Raw genomic sequence first — 20,731 nt, forward strand, 5'->3', positions numbered from 1 at the left:
TCACTGGCAGCTGCCCCCTGAAACCTGACAACTGACTCCTGGCAACTTCCTACTCACCGCTCGCGCTGCAGCAGGATCAGCGTCTTGTCGTCCAGCAGCTTGCCGTTAAAGCGCGCGTGCAGCGCCTGATTGGCATGCGCGCTGACCGTGTACACCCACCGGCGCGGCGTCGATTCACGCAGCACGGAGCCGCAGTCCTCACAGGTCACACGATGGCGCACGACCGGCACGCCGACATAGCGCCGCCGCACCGCCTTGACGTGCAGATGCGTTGAGCCGCACGCCGGACACCGCTCGATCGGCACACCGGCCCGATAGCGCCCGTTCGAGCGCGCATTGAGCGTGTACAGCGCCCCGTAGGCCAGACCCACGCCGCCCATCAACGCCAACGGAAGCACCGGCAGCGTAAACGGCTCGGACGGCGTCGACGGGGTGTCGGCCGGCGCGTTCGACGCTTGGAGCGGCGGCAGCGCGGCGATCACGGCCTTGGTGGCCGTTGGTTCGGGCTGCGGTTCCGGCGTCAGGCTGGACGGCACCGAAGCGACGACCGGGTTGGCGACGCGTGTCCCGCTGGTGAGCGGCTCGCGGGTCGGTGTGGGGGTTGGCGGGGGAAGCGTCTCCACCGGCGCGCTGCTCTCGTCCGGCACATCGGACGGGAACAGCATGGCGACCGTCGTGCCGCTTGGATCGACCGGCGCGGCCAGTCCCATGTCGGCGCGGCGTGGGATCAGCGCAAGCGCGACGCCCTCGCCGATTTGCGCGCCGCCGTTGACGAAATCGCGCGCGCCGTCCAGCGCCACCGGGAGGCTGCCGCGCGGATCGACCCGCCCGAACAGCACGCCGCATGCCGACGGCACGCTTTCCGGCAGCGGCGAATAGGTCGTGACGTATGCCGACACGCCGGGGAAGGCCGTCCAGTCGAACGGCGAGAACAGCGCGACGGCGATCGTCTTGTCGGTCGGTAGCGCGTTGACAAGCGCCTGCTGCGACCGGTCCGAGCCGGCGTTCAGGGTAAAGACTACGGTCAGGTCGGCGCGGCGCGAGGCGTCGACGGCCCGCGCGATGTCGCTGTTGGACGGGCTTTCGGCCACCCCGACCCAGCGCACGACATCCGACGGCAGCACGTCGCACTCGGTGCGAATCGACGGGCGCGATGCCGGGTAGACCAGCGCGACGGTGCGGTCGCCGATCAGCGGCAGCACGCCGTTCTGGTCGTATGCAATGGTTGTCCCTGCGTCAAATATCTCGCTGACCAATGCCGCGCCCGACGGCGCATCCACGCGCAGTTCGGCCGACTCGGGGGTCAGCGGCTTCCAGTCGAGCAGGCCGTAGCGCGCCTTGGCATCCAGAATCCGGCGCACGGACTCGTCGATGCGTGCCTCGGTCAGGCGGCCCGAGCGCACGGCGTCGGCCGTCGCCTTGATCGCCTCGACCTGCGTGTTGGGGCTGAGGTGCGCGCCGAAGGCGACGAGGTCGACACCCGCTTCAATGGCGCGGATCGACGCTTCGGGGATGCTGTAGGTCGTGTCGATCGCATCCATCTCGATCGCGTCGGTCATAATCAGGCCGGTGAAGCCCATCTCCTCGCGCAGCAGGCCGGTCACCACGTTGCGCGACAGAGACGCCGGCAGCGGGCCGTCGGGATCGAGCGCCGGGTACCAGATATGCGCGACCATCATCGCTTCGACGCCGGCCGCGACCGTCCAACGGAACGGCGCGAACTCGACGGCTTCAAGCTCGTCCACGGCGTAACTGACCACCGGCAGCGAGGTGTGCGAATCGTGCTCGGTGTCGCCGTGGCCGGGAAAATGTTTGGCGGTCGCCATTACGCCGCCGGCCTGCATGCCGCGGATCAGACCAGCCAGCATTTGACCGGTGCGCTGCGGCTCGCTGCCGAAGCTGCGCCGGCCGATCACCGGATTGCGCAAGTTAGTGTACAGGTCGGCCACCGGTGCGAGATTGAGGTTGACACCTACGGCGGACAGCTCACGGGCCATCGCCTCGCCCGTGCGCACGGCCAGCGAGACATCGCCGGTGGCGGTCAGCAGCATCATGGCCGGGAAGGTCGTAAAGCCGTCTTTGAGGCGCGCGATCACGCCACCTTCCTGATCGGTGGCGATGAACATCGGTGTACCGCCGGCATCGACCACCGTTTGCTGCCAGTCGTTGATGAGCGCCGTCACCGCGCGCGGGTTGCCGACGTTGCTGACGAACAGCACCGCCCCGCCGGGCTGCCAGTCTTGCAGCATGCGACGGTTCGGTTCGTTCAGCACCGGGCCGTAGATGCCGACGAGGAACATCTGGGCGACCTTCTGTTCCAGCGTCATCGACGCCATCAGCGCGTCGACGCGCGACTGCCCCAGCGCCGGGGCAGCGGACAGCACGGCGAGGATCAGCGCCATCAGCGCCGCCCATGCCGAGTGAACCGGAACCTGACGCCGTATCGACACGCTAGAAGACTCCGTGCTGCACCATCAGGACATACAAGAAGTTATCGCGCTCTTCGGCCGTCATCAAGCGCGGACGGGTATTGTCCTCGATGATGCCGGGGTAGATGGCGACCGTCGTCAGGCGGCCGTCATAGATGTACAGCTCGTCGAGGCTGAAGCGCACCCCCGCCCACCACGGCTGATCGAACATGAAATTGCCGATGCCATAATGCAGGAACGCCGTCCCTTCGCCGTAGCCGGTGATGACGTTGTACGTCTGCGGGAAGTGCGCCTGCGTGCCGATTACCACGTCCGCGCCGAGACGGGCGTAGTTGGCGAAGTCGACGCGCTGCTGGGCCGTCGGCGCATATTGGTCGAACTCCCAATACTGCACAGAGAGGATCACAATGTCATTCTCGGCCTTGAGCGGCGGCAGCACTACGCGCAGCCACGCCGTGTCGCACGGGGCGGCGCCGGGGCGGTTCTGCGCTTCGCTGACGTGAGCATAATAGGGGCCGGGCAGGTTGCAGCTCACCCACGCGATGCGGTTGCCGTCGCGCTCGATGATCAGCGGGCGCTGCGCGTCGAGGATCGTATCGCCGCCGCCGACGGTCGAGAATCCTTTCTCAGCGAACAAGCGCAGGGTAGCGCGGTACGCATCGTAGCCATAGTCGTTGTTGTGGTTGCCGCTCAGCTCGACCACATCGACACCGAGCCGGTCGAATACGTCGAAGTGCTCCGGCTTGGTGCACATGCTGTTGCCCCCGCCGAGCCGCTCCGTGCCGCCGCGCGGGCAGTCTACGACCGCCGAGACCTCGTTGGAGACATGGAACACGTCGGCGCGGGTGGTGTACGGCGCGATCAGTTCGGCCGCCCAGTCGACGCCGTTTGCATCCATCTCCGGCGTGACGTTGCGCGCAATTGCCGTGACGCCGGACAGCATGACGGTCGTGAGCTTGGCCGGGTCGTAGTTCGGCGTGTAGCTCGCCATCGCCAGTGGATAGGTTTCGAGCGCATACAACGGGTGCTGTTCGTCGATCCACAGCACGCGCAGACGCAGGGACATGGCATCCCACGGCACGATCGCCCAGCGCGTCCGGTCGCGGTACAGGTCGTTGAGGAGCGCCGTATCGTCCTCCACGGTGCGAATGTTCGGATGCAGCGGTTTGCCATAACCGAACAGCCCGTCACGCGTGGCGCGCGTCACCGTGAGTTTGGCGTCGTCCTCACCCCGCAGCACGGCGTCGAACTGCGCTCGCGGCAGGTTGAACACCCGGCTGGGGAACGCGGCGACCGGCACGAACAGCGCCAGACCCACGCCTTGCTGGGGAGGAGGCGTGTTGGTCGCAAACAGTACCGGCGCGGGGGGCGGCGCGAGATGCGCCCCGTAGAACGCCAAGTAGTCGGTCACGTGCGCCGACCAGTACGCGTCGTTGTGCTGGCCCGCCGGGTGGATGATGTAGGTGTGCTCAATCCGCGCTTCCTTGAGCCGCGCGTCCATGATGTCGAGGCCCGGCGCGGCGTAATCGTCGATGCCGCGGTCGAGGTACAGCGGCGGCGGGTTCTGGACGACCAGCGCCAAATCGAGCGGGTTCTGGTCGTCCGGCGCGTGGTACAGGTCGAAGAAGGCCGAATGCCCACCGATCGCCGCGAACTGATCGGGATAGCGCAGGCCGATCTGATACGCCCAGAAACCGCCGCGCGAGATACCGCCGATGGCCCGCCGCCTCGGATCGAGGTTGAACTGTGCCTCGGCCGCGGGGATCAAGTCGTGATAAACGACCTCGCCCCACGAGTCCGGCCCGAACTGGTTAGTATTGGCGAGCTGTTCGCCATAGGGCAGCACGATCGCCATGGGCGGCAGGGTCTTGTCGGCGATGCCGATTTCGAGCTTGCCGGCCACGTCGAGGTCGATCCAGTGGCTGTCGTCGCGGTTCGAGCCGCCGAACAGCACAACGTACGGCAGGGGTGCATTCTGTTCGGCGCACGGCGGCAGGATGACGGTCGCCATGAATCCGCGACCCGCGCGCGGGCTGTCGAGCGTCACGCGCTGGCGGGTGCTTGCGATTTCACTGCACGTCGAGGGTTGTGCGGCGGGTAGGCTGACGGCTAACGAAAAGACGATGAGCGCAAGGACAAGGCGCATCCGTTCGACCTGAGTAGTTCATGGGCATCAACCGCGCGAGTATACCGGTTTCGACGCGCGCGTGTAACGCGCGATTTTGTACCGCGCCGCGATTACAGGTGTGGGTTGTCGACGTGGCGCTAGTAACGAATGGCGACGGTCTTGGCCGGCTTCACACGGACGACCATCGTATCCGTCAGGTCGCCTTCGGGCGGATTCGGATCGCCGTACTTGCCCATTACCAGCGCGACGAGGCGACGCTTTTCCTCAACCTCGGTGACTTCTTCGGCCACCCCTTGCATGCTGACGAACGTGATCGGGTCGTCCGGCTTGCTGACGCACACGGCGATGCGCGGGTCGGCGCGCAAGTTGCGCCCTTTGACCGTGGATACGCCGGTCATGAACACGATCTCGCCCGCATCCATCTCATACCACACCGGCACGAGGTGCGGCTGTCCGCTGCCGTTGACGGTCGCTACGAGCACGTCGCGGCCGCCTTCCGCCAAGAACGCCTGTATCTGTTCCGCCGTCAGGTTCTCCATGATCTCCCCCTGTGTTGGATCGCGCGAGTATACCAACGAGACGTCAGTTCGCGGAGCACGAACGCGCGAATCAAAACGGGGCCGGATCGTGACGACCCGGCCCCGCCAAAAACGTCACGGAGCGACTACATGCCCTGCGGCAGCAACACCGCGTCGATGACGTGGATCACACCGTTGCTGGCGATGATGTCGGTGATGATGACGTTCACCGAACCGTTCAGCACGACACCCGCATCGGTGACTTCGATCGTAATGTCCGAGCCCTGCAGCGTGGTCACGCTGTCGAGCGTCACGACATCGGCGGCCAGCGCCTGACCGGCAACCACATGGTACAGCAGGATGTCGGTCAGCGTCGGGATGTCGTTCAGCAGCGCCTCGACGGTGCCGGCCGGCAGCGCGGCGAACGCATCGTCGGTCGGGGCGAACACGGTCAGCGGGCCTTCGCCGTTGAGCGCGTCGACCAGACCGGCGGCTTGCACCGCAGCGACCAGCGTGGTGAAGCGGCCGTCTGCAACGGCGATTTCAACGATCGTGCCGGCAGCAGGCGCGTCCTCGATCGGCTGTTCCGGAGTCGGCGGCAGCAGCACCGCGTCGATGACGTGGATCACACCGTTGCTGGCGATGATGTCGGTGATGATGACGTTCACCGAACCGTTCAGCACGACACCCGCATCGGTGACTTCGATCGTAATGTCCGAACCCTGCAGTGTGGTCACGCCCTCGAGCGTCACGACGTCCGCGGCCAGTGCCTGACCAGCAACCACGTGGTACAGCAGGATGTCGGTCAGCGTCGGGATGTCGTTCAGAAGCGCCTCGACGGTGCCTTCCGGCAGCGCGGCGAACGCATCGTCGGTCGGGGCGAACACGGTCAGCGGGCCTTCGCCGTTGAGCGCATCGACCAGACCGGCAGCCTGAACCGCAGCGACCAGCGTGGTGAAGCGGCCATCCGCGACGGCGATGTCCACGATGGTGCCCGGCGCAACCGGCAGCGTCTGAACGTCGCCGCTCAGGGTGGTCAGCGGCGCGAACACCCAGCCGAGCTGGCCGTCGAGATCGATCTGAATCCAGTCGCCGGCCGCGTTGCGGGCGACAACCGGAGCGCTCGCACCCGGAACGAAGCTGCCGATGACCGCGTCATCGAGGCTGGGACCCGCACGGAAGTTGATGTTGACGCTGATGTCATTGGCAGCGGTGATCACGACCGGGGTCGTATCCGCAGGCTGAGCGGGCGGCAGCAGGACGGCATCGACCACGTGGATCACGCCGTTGCTGGCGACGATGTCGGTGATGATGACGTTGACCGAACCGTTCAGCACGACGCCGCCATCGACGACTTCGATGGTGATATCCGACCCTGCACGGTGGTGACGCTGTCGAGGCCGACGACATCAGCCGCCAGCGCCTGACCGGCGACCACGTGATACAGCAGGATGTCGGTAAGTGCGGGGATGTCGCCCAACAGGGCCTCGACCGTGCCTTCCGGCAGCGCAGCGAACGCGTCGTCGGTCGGGGCGAATACGGTGAACGGACCTTCGCCGCTCAGGGTGTCGACGAGGTCGGCGGCGGTTACGGCGGCGACCAACGTGGTAAAGCGGCCGTCTGCCACGGCGATGTCGACAATGGTCTGATCCTGAGCCGCGGCGGGCGCGACCAGCAGGCCACCAAGGATGGCTACGACAACTACGATAAGGATCTTGCGCATGTTCCACTCCAGTAAGGTTACACGTCCGGGTCCCAATCTATCGGGATTAAATTGGTCGTGTATTTTCCTGAGGTGAGTGGAATCTCAATCGTAATTGTCCCGAATCTGAGAAGCGAAATTCGCCGTTTTCCCCGTGCTCAGCCGAAGTCAAGAACACGGGTATGCTTCTCATTTTCGGAGCGCGTGCCGCCATCTGGCGGCGGTTTACACCACGCGAATGTGGTCCTTGTCGACGTACAGGAGCGCGATCGGATCGCCAGGATTGGGAAGCACGGATCGAGCAAGATCGTTGCGCGTCTCGGACGCCTCATCTTCGATCACAAGGCCGTCCGGCGCGCGCACGCGGTATTTCAGCGTTACGCGGTAGCTGCGGCTTGTACCGCCTTCGCTGTCCGTGCTGGTATGCCAGCGCCCCCACGCCGCGACCACCTGACCGAGCAGAAGCTGGCCGTTGTTGAGGTAGAATCTGCGCCGCCGCGCGCCAAACACCATCACGAGAAACAGGATCAGGAAGATGAGGCCGAAGACGCCCCCGATAATCAGGACCGGCAGGTTCGTCAGTCCACTGGTATCGAAGAACGGCATCTGCATATCGGTGAAGCCGGTCGCGTTGAACATGAACAAGGTAAAGCCGAGGGCTGCGACGAGAATTACGACCACGAGCAGGATCACGCCGTTGCCGCTGCGGAGGGTGTTGCGCTCGCCGGTGAGATATTTCTCGTCACCGCGGCGCAGCGTGAAGACATTGGCGAGCTGCGGCCCGCGCTGGACAGGACGCCCTGTGCCGCCCGTCAGCTCGACCGGCGCGGCGCTCCCCATCGTGTTCGACCACACGAAGGTCGGGCCGACCGAGACGCTCACGCCTTCGCCTTCAAGCTCGGCCTGCTGATCGGCGCGGGCGTCGGCCGCGAACTGACGCCGCAGGGCGTCTTCTTGCTGGCTGAGCGCGTCGCCGGAGCCGAACCCGCTGATGCCGATCCCGCCCAGCGCCGAACTCGGCTGCGCCGGTGGTGTCGAGGTGTTGAGCGGACGTCCGTCGCCTTGCACCGAGATGCCCGCCTCGCCCAACTCCTTGATCGCTAACGCGCGCAGTTCGGGGTCGGGGTCGTGCTGATAGACGGCCATGAACAGCGGGGCGAGCTGCGATCCGCCGAAGCGGGCCGCCATGCCGAGGATCATCTTGCGCTGCGCCAGCGGCAGCTTGGCGAACTCGTCGTAGTTGGGAATCTGCGCGCTCATCGAACCCCCTCCCTCGGGGTGGACTCGGTCTTGCCGATGCTCACATCAACGCTGAGAACAGCGTACGAGGAATCGCAAAAGCACGCCAGTCGCCTGCGGCGAAGTGCTGAGTGGAAAGTGCTGCGTGATGAGGAAAAGCGGGCACAGAGCCCACGGAGGACACAGAGCGCACAGAAAAGGTTGTAGGGGCGAGCCGGCGGCTCGCCCTTTCGTCTACACCCGGTGCCGGTCGCCCCAGCCGAAACCCTCGGTCGCGGCGTCAAGCTGCGCGATCTCGTCGGCGGACAGGGCAAGCTCGTCCGCTCCGACCACGTCGAGCAGCTGCTGCACGGTGCGCGCCCCGACGATCGGTGCGGTCACGGTCGGCTTCGCCAACAGCCACGCCAACGCCACATGCGCCACCGGATGCCCGTGACCATCCCCGATGCGCGTCGCCAGATCGAGCGCGTCCCATGCCCGCGGATCATTGACGAGCCGGTTGATCAGACCAGAGTCCCCGCGCGACGTGTCGGCCGACTTGGGGCTGGCGTCGCGGGTGTACTTACCGGTCGCGAATCCGGCCGCCAGCGGGCTGTAAGGGATCACGCCGATACCGTGCTGCAAGCACACGTCGGCCAGATCACGCTCGAACTCATCGCGGTGGAAGAGCGAGTAGTGCGGCTGAAGCGTCTCGTAGCGGGCGAGGCCGCGCCGGTCGGACGCCCACAGGCTTTCGACCAACCGCCACGCCGGATAGTTGCTGGCGCCGATGTACAGCACCTTGCCCGACTGCACGAGGTGGTCGAACGCGGCCATCGTCTCGTCGATCGGTGTGGCGGCGTCGAACGCATGCGCCTGATACAGGTCGATGTAGTCGGTTTGGAGCCGGCGCAGGCTGTCCTCGACGGCGTGGATGATGTGATGCCGGCTCAGTCCCTCGCGGTTTTGGCCGGGTTCCATGCGGATGCGGCACTTGGTGGCGATCACGATGTCGCGCCGCGGCTTATGCTTGAGCCACGTGCCGATGATCGTCTCCGACTCGCCGCCCTTGTTGCCATCCACCCAGAAGCTGTAGATGTCGGCGCTGTCGAAGAAGTTGATGCCGTGGTCGACCGCCGCGTCCATGATGGCGTGCGAGGTCGCTTCGTCGGCGCTCCAGCCGAAGGTCATGGTGCCGAGGCACAGCCGGCTGACGGTCAGGCCGGTGCGCCCGAGTTTGGTGGTTTGCATGCGGGTGTCCTGTTCAGTTCAAGCGAGACAATAGTCCCACCTGTTTATACCACGCGCCGCCGGTTATGGCCCGACGCTGAAGGCATTCAGCCGGCTGTAGTTGAGATAGCATGGGAGACCGCCGCCGACGCCTTCGCCGCCATACGACCGGGTGACGAGAAAGCGCGTGCTGTCCGGAAACCAGGTCACACTGCTCACAGACAGCTTACCGGAGATCCGGAAATTCACATCGCTGAGATCGCTCTGACGATTGAGACACCTCGTCGCCGGTTTGGGATCTTCGTACATCGAGAGCACCTCGCTGCTCGTGCCGCTGCGCAGATCAACGACCCAGAGCGTGGACTCCTCGCCATCGGCAGAGCCGGCTTGAGCGACCGCATACCGCCCGTCCGGGCTGACGGTCAGAAAGGGCGAAGGCACCGCATACTCGGCGGTGATTGCCCCATCAGGCAGGCTGTACGCGACGAGTGTCGCATTGAAGTTGTCGAAGTTATCGGGTTCGTCCAGTGTTGCGATGTAGACAGTTGCTGCGTCATCGGAAAACCACGCGTAGGCGCCGAATGACGCCAGATCGGAGTCAATCGTCAGGATTTCTGCGCCGCCACGCAGGTCGAAAATGTGAAACGCCGTATCGCTCGCGGCCACGACGAGCGAATGGTCGGGGCTGTTCACCGCGTATTCCGCGTACTCGGTCACGCTGCGCACAAGGTCCGTTCGCGCTTGGTCGGCCAAGAAGGGAGATACCGGCGCGGCTCCTCCGCTGATGTCGACTTGCAGGCTGCGCAGATCATACGTCTCGCTGTCGCTGTAGCGCACGCTCAGCACTGTGTCGGAGATGAACGCCAATGGCACGACGAACGAATCGACGTATCCAAGTTCCAGCGGCTCGAGCTCGGCAGAGAAGTCGCCGACGTCCAGCGGCGCGCCGTCGCTGACGTTGAACGCACGCAGCGAATAGCGATACCCACCGCAGTTGTCCATCAGAACCCAGAGGCTCTGCCCGTCCGGGGACAGAGCGGCGCTCACCGGGCAATCGAACCCGATGTCGTATTCGGCGTCGGATGTCAGGGTTGGGGCGGAGTTCTGCGCATAGACGGGCAGGCTAAACACGAGAAGCGTCACGAGGCAGAGCGCAATTCGATTGAACATCGTGGACTCAACCGTTCGCAAGGTACCGTCACCGGACCGGCGCATATTCGTATGCGACAGCAATCCGACACCTACAAGCTTACTCTATTCCGCAAGTTCGCAAGGCGAAGTTACAGGTCCGGACGAAATCGCATCCGCAATCGGCTCCAACTCTGCAAATCAGTCGTATGATGACTACACACAATCAGGATTTGCGGGGGTCCGTATGCGGTCATTTGTGACGGTATCAGCACTCGTTCTCTGCGTCTCCGTTTTCACCAGCGCACAAGGCAATCCACAATGTGTGAGCCTCGTCCAGCAGGCGCTCGGACAAGTCGATACGGCTTGCGAGCAGATTGGGCGCAATCAGTTGTGTTACGGCAATGCCCTGCTCGACGTTACGCTGCGCGAGGAAGACCCGGACGTCCCGTTCGCCGAACCGGGAGATTTCGCGGAACTCATCGCTGTCGAGGCGGTCTCTGTCGGTCCGATGATCACGCCGGATCAGTGGGGAATCGCGGTGGTTTCGCTTCAAGCCAACCTCCCCGGCGCACTGCCCGGTCAGAATGTCACTATGGTTCTGATCGGTGATGTGACCATGATCGACAGCAGCAGCGACGTCCCGGAGGTCGCAATGCCTGAAGGAGCCTCCGATGACTTCATATACAGTTCGATGCAGGCAATCACGCTGCGCACGGGGATCGGCCGCCCGCAGTGTGCGGAGGCGCCGCCGGACGGCGTGTTGATCCAGACGCTCGGCGGTTCGGCGCGCGTAAATCTGCTCGTCAATCGAATGCAGGTCGAGCTTGGATCGACGATCTACATGCGGGCGATGTGGGACGATCGGATGGTCCTTGCGACACTGGAGGGCAGCGCGCGCCTCACGGTCGGAGATACAGCCGTCGAGATTCCTGCCGGGTCGATGGCGGAGGTACCGCTCGATGCGGACGGTGCGCCGTCCGGCGAGCCGCAGGTGACAAGCATCGACGCGACCGAGTACGCCGCGCTTATGCCGTTCCTGCAGGACATCCTGCCCGAGCCGGTAGATGCGATTGCGGGAACGGGAGCGCAGGCGGCCCCGCAGGTGAACGAGGGCGCGGGGCAGACGACGTTCGAAGTCACTACGACCAATTTCGAGAGCGAAGTTCTGAACTCCGATCAGCCGGTGTTGGTCGACTTCTCGGCCGAGTGGTGTGGGCCGTGCCGCGCGATCGCGCCGATCGTAGACGAGCTGGCGACGGAATACACCGGCACGATGAAGGTGGGCAAGCTGGACATCGACCAGCAGACGGACTTGGCTGTGCGCTACGACATCACCAGTATCCCGACGCTGATCCTGTTCAAGGGTGGTGAGCCGGTGGCCCGCATCATCGGTCAGCGACCGAAGGACGAGATCGTCAGCGAGCTGGTGCCGCACCTGGATTAGCCCCCGCATGGACGCCAAATCCGCACCCCGACCAGTCGTGGGCACAGAATCAAAACGGCGCGGCCCGAATTGGCCGCGCCGTCTGATTCTCCGTAAAGGTGGAAGCCTAGTCGCCGCTGCCGACCACCGTCAGCTCGCCGATGGCATCCATCATCTCGTGGAACTGGTGGATGTAGAGCTGCTGCTTGCTGTCGCTCATGGCGACCGGCGGGTTGGGATGCACCTCGACCATCAGGCCGTCGACGCCGACCGCCTTGGCCGCCCGCGCCATCGGAATGGCGATATCGCGCCGGCCCGCGCTGTGCGAGATGTCGATGACGACCGGCAGGTGCGTCTCGATCTTGAGGGCTGCCACCGCGCCGATGTCGAGGCCGGCACGTGTCCACTTTTCGAAGCTGCGGATGCCGCGCTCGATCAGGATGACGTTCGGGTTACCGCTGCTCACGATGTACTCGGCGGCGTACAGGAACTCGTCCATCGTCGCGCCGAAGCTGTGCTTGAGGATGACCGGCTTTTGCTGCTGGCCGAGTGCCTTGAGCAGATACGCGTTCTGCATGTTGCGCGCGCCCACCCAGAACACGTCGACGTAGTCGAACATCATCTGAAGCTGGCTCTTGTCCATGATCTCGGACACGACGAACTGACCGTATTTGTCGGCCACCTGCCGCGCGATCTTGAGGCCGGGCTCGCCCAAGCCCTGAAACTCGTACGGCGATGTGCGCGGCTTGAAGGCCATCCCGCGCAGGAACTTGACGCCGCGCTCGGCCAGCGCCGCCGCCGTCTCGTCCATCTGCTCCATGCTCTCGACGGCGCACGGGCCGGCGATGATCTGGAACGTGCTATTGCCGATCTGCGTCACGCCGTCCGACATGGTGATGATCGTGCGCTCGCCGGGGGCCTTGCGCTCGACCTTGATCTTGGCCTTGGTCTGCGACTCTTCGAGGGCCAACGACGCGCGGAAGATTTCTTTGAACAGCGCCTTGATCGCATCGTTGCTGAACGGACCTTGATTGGCCATCTCGAGCGCCTGCAGCATTTGCCCCTCGCGCACGGGATCGTAAAACGTGTTGCCGAGGTGGGTATGCACTTTGCCGATCTCACTGACGACTTTGGCGCGCTGGTTGAGTAAGTCGAGCAGCTTGAGGTTGATGTCGTCAACCTGCCCGCGCAGCTCCTGCAAACGATCTTCGGTCATGGTGTGGTGTCCTGAACGCTGGGCCCTCGATGTTGGCCGGTCATTATAAGCGCGGTCTCACCGTGCGGCAACCGGAGTCAGGCAGATTCGACAAGTGAAGTCGATTACTCCTCCTCGACCATCATGCAGTCGCCCGGCAGGGAGACGCCGAGGACACCGCCGTCGAGGCTGACCCCGCGCACGCGCCACTGACCGATCTCGCGGTGGAAGTAGACCGCCATCACCACGTCCCGCACGGCCACGCGCGCCGTACCGTAAAGGATCTTGAACTGCGCGCCGCCGGCCTCGCACGCCTCGACCGTGCCGTCGAAGCGATACGACTCGGGCAGCGCGGCGGACGCGGTAGTGATCAGCGCCAATGCCTGCGGTGATTCCAACTGCTGCTGCCATCCGCTGTCGAGAAGTGCGAATGTCTCGTCGTACTGCGCCAGTCCGATCGCGCGGAAGAACGTGTCGGCACGGTCGCGCAGTTCGGCGAACTCCGGGTCGGATGGGCCGAAGCGCACGATGGCGAGGATCGACACCACGGCGACAGCGGCGCTCACGACGAGCATGAACAGTGTGCGACGGTTGCGAAAGGGGTTGGTCATGGCGTCCTGAGATTGGGTATTCGACATGCTCAGGATACACCGACACGCATCACCCCGTCACGGTGAACGTCGCCTTGTCGGCGCGGGAGCCGAAGTCGCTGCGGGCCTTGACCTTCACCGAATACGCCTTGCCGGTCTTGAGCGTGATCTCGTCGTCGGCGGCAATGTTCAGGCTGCACGTCGCCGCGCAGTTGGACGCCCCGGGCGTCCGCACCGTGCTGTAGACCTTATCGCCGTTCGACTTCTTGATGATGATCTTGTACGTGTCCGCCCCCGCGGACGGCGTCCACGTGATTATGGGCTGCGTGCCGGCGGTGCCGCCGTCGGTCGGGAACGTGATCGTCACGTCGCCCGGCGCAGTGCCGATCTTCTCGTACGCGCCGATATCGCACGCGTCGCCCTGCGGGCGGCTCACCCCGCGCTGATCGGTGCCCGGGCAGTTGGCTCCGGCATTGTAGGCCGGGCTGCCCGGCAGCGGCACGAGCACCTGCGTCTGGCCGAAGGTCAGGCTGGCGCGCGCAGGCTCGAGCGCCGCGTTCAGCAGGGCGTCCTTGATCGGAATACCCCCGCCGCACGAGTCGCCGGGTGACTGGATATTGTGCCCGCCGTTGGTGATCGCCCCGAAACAGCCGCGGATGCCGTTCCAGCCGCCGGTATTGCCGAGGAAGATCGTGTTCTTGACGGTCGCTTTGGCGTGAATCGCGCCGCCGACGCTCGCGTCGTCGTTGGGCACGGTGTTGAAGGCAAACGTCGCGCTCGTGACCGTCGACCCGGCGGTGCTGAACAGGGCGCCCGCCGACCCGGTCGTCGTCACGCTGTTGTAGGCGAAGGTCGTGTTGACGATCTTGAAATCCTTGCCCGGTCCTGTGCCGGAAATGCCGCCGCCCACATCGGTGGCCGTGTTGTTCGTCACACTGCTGTTCTTCAGCTTGAGGATGTAGAAGCCGCCCTTCCACAGCCCGCCGCCGTGTTCCGCGCTGTTGCCGTCGATCACCGTGTTCTTGATCGTCGTCGGGCCGCTGTAGCTGCCGTTGACGTTGTGCGCCCACGTGAAGATGCCGCCGCCGAGGTTGGCCGACGAGTTGTCGAAGATGTGCGAGTCCTTGATCGTCAGCTTGCCGGCGTCGTTGTAGATCGCACCGCCGCCGCCGGGATCGGGGCTGGTCGACATGTTGGCCTGAAACAGGCTGCGCTCGATGGTCAGCACACTGAGCAGATTGTTGATCGCGCCGCCGTTGGGCGACCGGTTGTCGATGAATGTGCTGTCGGTGATCGTGACGATGCTGGTGGTGTCGATAGCGATCGCGCCGCCGCCGTGATACGGGTGGCGCTCCGCCGTGGCACGGTTATTGACGAACGTGACATTCTCGACCGTCAGCGTATTGCGGTAGCCGCTGTAGATTCCGCCGCCCTGATTGGCTGCCCGCTCGCCGGGGGCGTCGTTCTTGGCGCGCCCGTTGATGATCGACAGGTTGCGCACCGTCAGCGACAAGTGCAGGCCGGACGCCGTGTAGATCACGCGCGTGTCGGTCTGGCCGTCGAGCGTGATCACGCCGCCGCCGTCGATGACGTAATTGGCGTTTGCCGTGTCGAACTTGAGCTGCTTGGTGAGCGGGAACGTATGCGCGCCGCCGCAGTTGAATGTGATTGTGCCACCGTTATTGTTGTTGAGCGATTTGACCGCATTGCGCAGGGCGTCTTCGGTGCAGCTCCCAGCCGTGCCGGTGCCGACGACCTCGTTGACGGCAGCGCGGACGGGCGCGGTCATGGACAGCAGGGCGATCAACAGAATCACAGTCAAGGCGCGCATGACGATCCTTTGTTTTCAGTCTTTCACGGGGCGCGGCGTCCTGCACCCCACTTCATTCTACGCGCACTCGCCAAGTCGTTCCGTCAACGCTACCCTATGGAGCGTAAGGAATTTGTCCTAATCTGTCGGATGCCCTGATGCCGTTATGCGCCGTGTGATCGTTATCGCCGCCGTCGTGCTGGCCGTATTCATCGCGTTCGACCTGTATCCGGGTCTGCGCGGCGGTGCGGGCTGGCAGTGGGCGTACCAGGCCCCGCTGGACGCCGTCACGGTGATCGCGCTGGCCGCGGGGTTGGCGGTATATGTCGTCGTGACCGCCCTGCTGCGAGCGCGCCGCGCCATACGCGCGCTGTTGGCGTGGACGGTGTTCGGCGGCACGGCGCTGGCGTATCTGGTCGTCGGCATTAACGGCGATCCGTTCTTCCTGCTGTTCACGCGCACCGTCTCGCCGGTACAGACCGGTGCGGCATCCCTCCAAGCCAGCATCATGGCGCGCGACGGCGTGCTTCCGACGCTTCAGCGCTGGCCGGAGGTCATGGACGAGGCGTTTGGCCTCAACCTGATCCACTTCACGACCAGTCCGCCGGGGCAGGTGCTGGCGCATCAAGCGGTCGCAGACGTGTTCGACGCGCCAGCCTTGCAAGGATTCGCTGCGCCGGTCAGCCAAGCATGGCGGATGTACCAGTGTCACGATGTCGACGTGATGTGGTACTCGCGCGGCGAGATTACCGCGGCGGGCCTGTTCGCGTTTCTGATGCCGCTGCTGGCTGCGCTCGCGGTGCTGCCGATCTTCAGCATTGCGCGCGACCTGACCGGTGACCGCATGCTAGCCGCGCGACTCGCCGGGTGGTGGGCGCTCGTCCCCGCCGTGCTGATGTTCGCGCCGACGTGGAACACGCTGTATCCGACGTTGTGCGCGCTGGCGTTCTGGCTTCTGCTGCGTGGTCTGCAAACCGGGCACCTGGGTTGGGTGTTGGGCGCAGGGTTGACGACCGCCGTTACGACACTGCTCAACTTCGCGGTGCTGCCGTTTCTGCTGCTGGCGGGGTTGTTTACGTTGGGGTGGTGTGCGTTTGTCCCCTCACCCCCTGGCCCCCTCTCCCTCAAGGGGCGAGGGGAGATGGCCCTCACCCTCAGCCCCTCTCCCTCAGGAAGAGGGGAGAGTGGCCCTCACCCCCCAGCCCCCTCTCCCTCAAGGGGCGAGGGGGAGAAGTATAGTCCGGATTCCAACGCCCCTCTCCTCGGGAGAGGGGTTGGGGGTGAGGTTTCTTCGGGTGAGGGGGAGGAAGAAGGCAGCGGCACCCGCTTAGCACGCATCAGGCATCACTCAGCACGTCTCATTCGCGCGGTGGTTGTCGGAGCAGTGTTCGGGGTCGGGCTGTTCGCGCCGTGGGTGGTCTATACGGTGGTGACGGGCGTGTCGCCGTTGGACATCCTCCGCGTGACGTTTGGCTCGCATGCCGAACTCGTGCAGCGCGCGTACTTGCCGTGGCTGATTCTGCATCCGTACGACGTGCTGTTGTTTACCGGCCTGCCGGCGTCGGTTCTGGCGGTATGGGGCGTCGTGCGCGCGATCCGTCTGCGGCGCTGGGACGGGCTGACCGTGTTTGCCCTCGCGATGGCGATCACGGTGATGGCTGTGAACGTGGCAGGCATCGTGCAAGGCGAGAATGCACGCATCCTCATCTATTACATGCCGTTCCTGCTGCTGATGGGCGCGGTCGTACTGCGCGAGCGAGACAGCCGCTTCGACCTTCCTCTGATCGGCGCACAGGCGGTCGTCGTGCTGGCGATGGCCGCGGTGCTGTACGTCGTGCCGCTCGACCTCGACCCGATGCCGGACGGACCGAGGCAGGACATTGGCGGGCTGGGCGACGTGGCGTGGACGGAGGCGGACGAGCAGGTCTGGTTCACCGTCAGCACGGTCGATCCGGGCGCGTTCGCGCTGGAGCGGTACCGCTGGGTGGGCGATCCGTCGCGGCAGGCGCTGACCTACGAGTTCGAGTTCCGCGGCCTGACCCCCACCGAGCGCCCGTATCAGTTCGAGTTGGTGGCGACCGCGCAGACCGACGAGGGGACGATCGTGAGCGATCCGTTCCGCTGGTGGGCACAGGGCGAGTCGTATCCGCCGACATGCTGGCGCGACGGCGAGATCATCCGCGACACGGTGGTGATGCCGCTGCCGCCGGTGCCGCACCCGGTCGCGTGGCTGGTGACGCTGCGTGCGGTGGACGAACGCACAGGCCGCGTGCTGCCGGTGGTCGGTGAAGACACACTCACGCTTGCTCCGGTGCGCTATCCATAATGGTGTTGAAATGCGGGACAGCGGCCCGAGGGTTCTCTACTCCGCGAAGATAGCCGCGCCGCTGATCGGCTTTTCGGCGCCGAGCGCCGGCGTGGTGAACGTGTCCTCGGGACCAAAGACGCCGTAGCGCTGGTATTTGCCGTCAACGAGCGTGTGTATCTCGATCACCGCACCGTCTGGATCAATCAGCCAGTATTCGCCCACACCAGACGATTCGTATGTCGCGAACTTCTCGCGCCGGTCGCGTCGGCTTGTGCTCGGCGAGGCGATCTCCACGACGAGGTCGGGAGGGCCGTCGAAGTGCGTGCCCCGGTCGACGCAGGCGCTGCCTTCCTTGACCCAGAACACGTCTGGCTGATAGATCCGTCCGCCGAGACGAATGTCCGTCGGTGCGACAAATCGTTTGCCGCTGGGCATCGCCGACTTCAGTACGTCCGCGACGTTCAATACGATGGTCTGATGTTTAGTCGTCGGCATAGGCAGCATGATGACCTCGCCGTCCTCGTACTCCATAGGCAGGTTGGTATCGGGACGGTTGAGGAACTCCTCCAGCGTCATCTGTGCCGCGCGTTCGGACGGTTGGGCTACCATGGCAGTCTCCCGCGTTCTCGGACTCCGATTATACCGCGCATCACGGCGTAGGAGTCGGGTCGGGCGGCCACTTCGGCTGGATGACGTTGCGCGTGCACGCCCACACGCTGTAGGTGTTGCCCACGTAGATCTTGTAGTCGACGGTCCGATTCGGGTCGGGCTGGACGATGACGCCGTCCGCTGTGACGCGGAACAGTCGCATGAACGTTGGGATCGGGCTGTTGCGCTCTTGCCCGGTGTAGTCGTAGATGGCCGTGAAGTCGCGGTAGTGGGTCGGCTCGGTGCCGATGAACGGCGCGAACCCTTCCTGCGAGAGGCGGTCGACGGCGACGGTCGCCATGCCGTTGACCCCGCCGCTGTTGATGACCTCGATACGCAGGCCGGCCAGCGCGATCTGGTTGCGTGTCGGCGGGGTCACGAAATCGACGACCAACTCGCGGATCGCGGCAAGGTCGGCGGGCGCGATCACGGATTGATAATCTGGCGCGGGACCGAGCGCGTTCTTGATGTGCGGCCCCATGCGGAAGCGGTACTGCTCGATGCGGTCGGCGTCGACGTTGAGCGCGAACGGCACGTAGCCAAGCAGGTCGCCCAGCGTGAGGTCGGTGTACAGATAGCGCGACGTGGCGTCCCACAGCGCCGGCAGTCCGGTGAGCATGTCCTCGCTGCGGACTTTGCGCCAGATCGCGCGCAGTACGTCCTGCGTGCGCCGGCCGCGGTCGAGGTCGCTGCTGGTGACGCGGCTGCGGATGTACCACAGCGCGGTGTCGGCATCGAGCGTGTGCACGCCGATCGGCAGCGTGAACAACTCGTAGTTGTCGGCGACGCGCTTGTCCAGCTCGCGCTCCTTCAGCTTCCAGTCCTGAATGATGCAGTCGACCGAAATCCGAATGCCGCCGATCTGGTCGATCACGCCGAGGAAGCCGTTGAAGTCGACTGCCGCGTAGTGATCGACCGGCAGGCCAAAGTTGTACAGGATCGTCTGCTTGAGCAGTGCGATGCCGCCGCCCTCGACCTCGTGCGTTTCGCCGAAGTAGAAGGCCTGATTGATCTTGTGCATGCCGAAACCGGGGATGTTGGCCCAGTAGTCGCGCGGGATGTGCAGCATCGACGCCGTGTTGGCCGCCCGGTTGACAGCCACCAGCATCAGCATGTCGGTCAGGCCGGCCTTCTCTTCGAGGCTGTTGTTGCCCGCGCCGATCAGCAGGAAGATCTCGACATCGTCCGGCACGTCGATCGGCTCCATCGCCGGCGCGATCGTGTCGTCCAAACGCGGCTGAGCAGACACGCCGGTAATGGAAATCGCGATGCAAAGTGCAGCAAAAACGAGGCGGCGCATGGGTGAATCTCACAGCGTTCGTCACGACCAATATCTAGTATTGTAGACGTACGTGACCTCGCACGCCCCACGCGCCGCCTACGGAGCAGGACCCTCATGCCTCTGACCACTCGACTGGCCACCCCCGCTGACGCCGACGCTATCTGCCGCATCTACAATCAGGGCATCGAAGACCGGCTCGGCACGTTCGAGACGCGCCTGCGCACCGTGGACGACATCACGAAATGGTTCGACGGCGTGCATCCGGCCGTGGTGGCCGAGCGCGACGGCGCGATTGTGGCGTTCGCGTCGACCAGCACGTACCGTCCGCGCGAGTGCTACGCGACGATCGCCGAGTATTCGGTGTACGTCGAGCGAACCGCACGCGGGCAGGGGGCGGGGCGTGCCGCGATGGTCGCGCTGATCGACGAGGCGCGCGCGGCGGGGTTCCACAAGTTGATCAGCCGCATCTTCGTGGAAAACGCCACCAGCCGCCGGCTGATGCGGTCGCTGGGATTCCGCGAGGTCGGCACGTACATCCGGCACGGGATGCTGGACGGCGTCTGGCGCGACGTGGTGATCGTCGAACTGCTGTTGTAGGGGAAATCGACTTTAATGCACTGTAGGGTCGTGTTAGCCCAATAGTACCAATCCGATTGACGCGAAGCACAACCCGCATTACGCTTCGATCAAAGTCAGCTAAGAGGCTGTACCAATGCAAGCCACTGCTGCCATCTTGATCGTTATAGTGCTTGTAATACTGGGGGGGGGATAACGCCTGAGTCCGGCGTCGCCCAACCCTACGCCACGGACACACCCCTTGCGCCCAGCGGTTTTTGCGGCATCGATCCGCCGGTCACTCCACAGCCCGGCGTCCCGCGCGGCGAGCCGACTCCCAACCCCACCTCCACGCCAACATCAACGCCCGCTGAGGCCTCTTACACTGGCCCCGACACGCGCAATGAAGCCATTCATGTCATCGCGTCCGGGGATGTCACCGGGCTCCGGGACGCCATCACTGCGTCGAATCAGAACCCGACGGTAGTCTATAAGATCTATCTTGAGGCCGGGGACTACCCGCTCGCGCAAACCCTTGTTATCCTCGGCACGGTTGAGATCTAC

General features: G+C 64.6%; 15 protein-coding genes and 1 pseudogene. 3 read left to right on the forward strand and 13 right to left on the reverse strand.

Annotated features, from left to right (window positions below):
• Positions 1-53: 53 nt before the first annotated feature.
• The 8 genes and pseudogenes from nagZ to IPM16_16305 all read right to left on the reverse strand — a co-directional run bounded on the left by nagZ (position 54) and on the right by IPM16_16305 (position 10,395).
• Entirely contained in the window at positions 54-2,450 is a 2,397-nt protein-coding gene (gene nagZ / locus IPM16_16270) for a beta-N-acetylhexosaminidase (protein ID MBK9124657.1), read from the reverse strand.
• 1 nt (position 2,451) lies between these two features.
• On the reverse strand, positions 2,452-4,575 hold the full coding sequence (locus tag IPM16_16275; GenBank protein ID MBK9124658.1) for a CapA family protein: 2,124 nt from the start codon (positions 4,573-4,575) through the stop codon (positions 2,452-2,454).
• A gap of 119 nt (positions 4,576-4,694) precedes the next feature.
• Positions 4,695-5,096 (reverse strand): TIGR03618 family F420-dependent PPOX class oxidoreductase, encoded by a 402-nt coding sequence (locus IPM16_16280; protein MBK9124659.1) that lies wholly within the window; start codon positions 5,094-5,096, stop codon positions 4,695-4,697.
• A 125-nt stretch (positions 5,097-5,221) separates the two neighbouring features.
• Positions 5,222-6,160, reverse strand: coding sequence for a fasciclin domain-containing protein (locus IPM16_16285; protein ID MBK9124660.1), 939 nt, complete (start codon positions 6,158-6,160; stop codon positions 5,222-5,224).
• A gap of 165 nt (positions 6,161-6,325) precedes the next feature.
• Positions 6,326-6,798: pseudogene (locus IPM16_16290) on the reverse strand (fasciclin domain-containing protein).
• A 204-nt stretch (positions 6,799-7,002) separates the two neighbouring features.
• On the reverse strand, positions 7,003-8,037 hold the full coding sequence (locus tag IPM16_16295; GenBank protein MBK9124661.1) for a hypothetical protein: 1,035 nt from the start codon (positions 8,035-8,037) through the stop codon (positions 7,003-7,005).
• Positions 8,038-8,250: 213 nt separating this feature from the next.
• Positions 8,251-9,246, reverse strand: a complete 996-nt coding sequence (locus tag IPM16_16300) for an aldo/keto reductase (protein ID MBK9124662.1) — start codon at positions 9,244-9,246, stop codon at positions 8,251-8,253.
• A 63-nt stretch (positions 9,247-9,309) separates the two neighbouring features.
• Positions 9,310-10,395 (reverse strand): hypothetical protein, encoded by a 1,086-nt coding sequence (locus IPM16_16305; GenBank protein MBK9124663.1) that lies wholly within the window; start codon positions 10,393-10,395, stop codon positions 9,310-9,312.
• Between the two features lie 988 nt (positions 10,396-11,383).
• On the opposite strand from IPM16_16305, the gene trxA reads away from it, so the two are divergent.
• Positions 11,384-11,800, forward strand: a complete 417-nt coding sequence (gene trxA / locus IPM16_16310) for a thioredoxin (protein MBK9124664.1) — start codon at positions 11,384-11,386, stop codon at positions 11,798-11,800.
• A 106-nt stretch (positions 11,801-11,906) separates the two neighbouring features.
• Here trxA and IPM16_16315 read toward each other — a convergent pair whose 3' ends face one another.
• From IPM16_16315 to IPM16_16325, 3 genes are all read right to left on the reverse strand, one after another.
• Positions 11,907-12,995 (reverse strand): bifunctional 3-deoxy-7-phosphoheptulonate synthase/chorismate mutase, encoded by a 1,089-nt coding sequence (locus tag IPM16_16315; protein ID MBK9124665.1) that lies wholly within the window; start codon positions 12,993-12,995, stop codon positions 11,907-11,909.
• Between the two features lie 104 nt (positions 12,996-13,099).
• A complete protein-coding gene (locus IPM16_16320) occupies positions 13,100-13,585 on the reverse strand; it encodes a hypothetical protein (protein MBK9124666.1) in 486 nt (161 codons plus the stop codon).
• 49 nt (positions 13,586-13,634) lie between these two features.
• Complete coding sequence (locus tag IPM16_16325; protein MBK9124667.1) at positions 13,635-15,395, reverse strand: hypothetical protein; 1,761 nt, start codon at positions 15,393-15,395, stop codon at positions 13,635-13,637.
• A gap of 145 nt (positions 15,396-15,540) precedes the next feature.
• Here IPM16_16325 and IPM16_16330 point away from each other — a divergent pair, with 145 nt between their 5' ends.
• Entirely contained in the window at positions 15,541-17,700 is a 2,160-nt protein-coding gene (locus tag IPM16_16330) for a hypothetical protein (GenBank protein MBK9124668.1), read from the forward strand.
• Positions 17,701-17,736: 36 nt separating this feature from the next.
• Here the strand turns inward: IPM16_16330 and IPM16_16335 are convergent, their stop codons facing one another.
• Complete coding sequence (locus tag IPM16_16335) at positions 17,737-18,291, reverse strand: Uma2 family endonuclease (GenBank protein MBK9124669.1); 555 nt, start codon at positions 18,289-18,291, stop codon at positions 17,737-17,739.
• Positions 18,292-18,331: 40 nt separating this feature from the next.
• Entirely contained in the window at positions 18,332-19,630 is a 1,299-nt protein-coding gene (locus IPM16_16340; GenBank protein MBK9124670.1) for an LCP family protein, read from the reverse strand.
• 96 nt (positions 19,631-19,726) lie between these two features.
• Between IPM16_16340 and IPM16_16345 the strand changes: the two genes are divergently transcribed.
• Positions 19,727-20,209, forward strand: a complete 483-nt coding sequence (locus IPM16_16345; protein ID MBK9124671.1) for an N-acetyltransferase — start codon at positions 19,727-19,729, stop codon at positions 20,207-20,209.
• Positions 20,210-20,731: the final 522 nt, after the last annotated feature.

This window comes from Candidatus Flexicrinis affinis (genome assembly GCA_016716525.1).
Lineage (GTDB): Bacteria > Chloroflexota > Anaerolineae > Aggregatilineales > Phototrophicaceae > Flexicrinis > Flexicrinis affinis.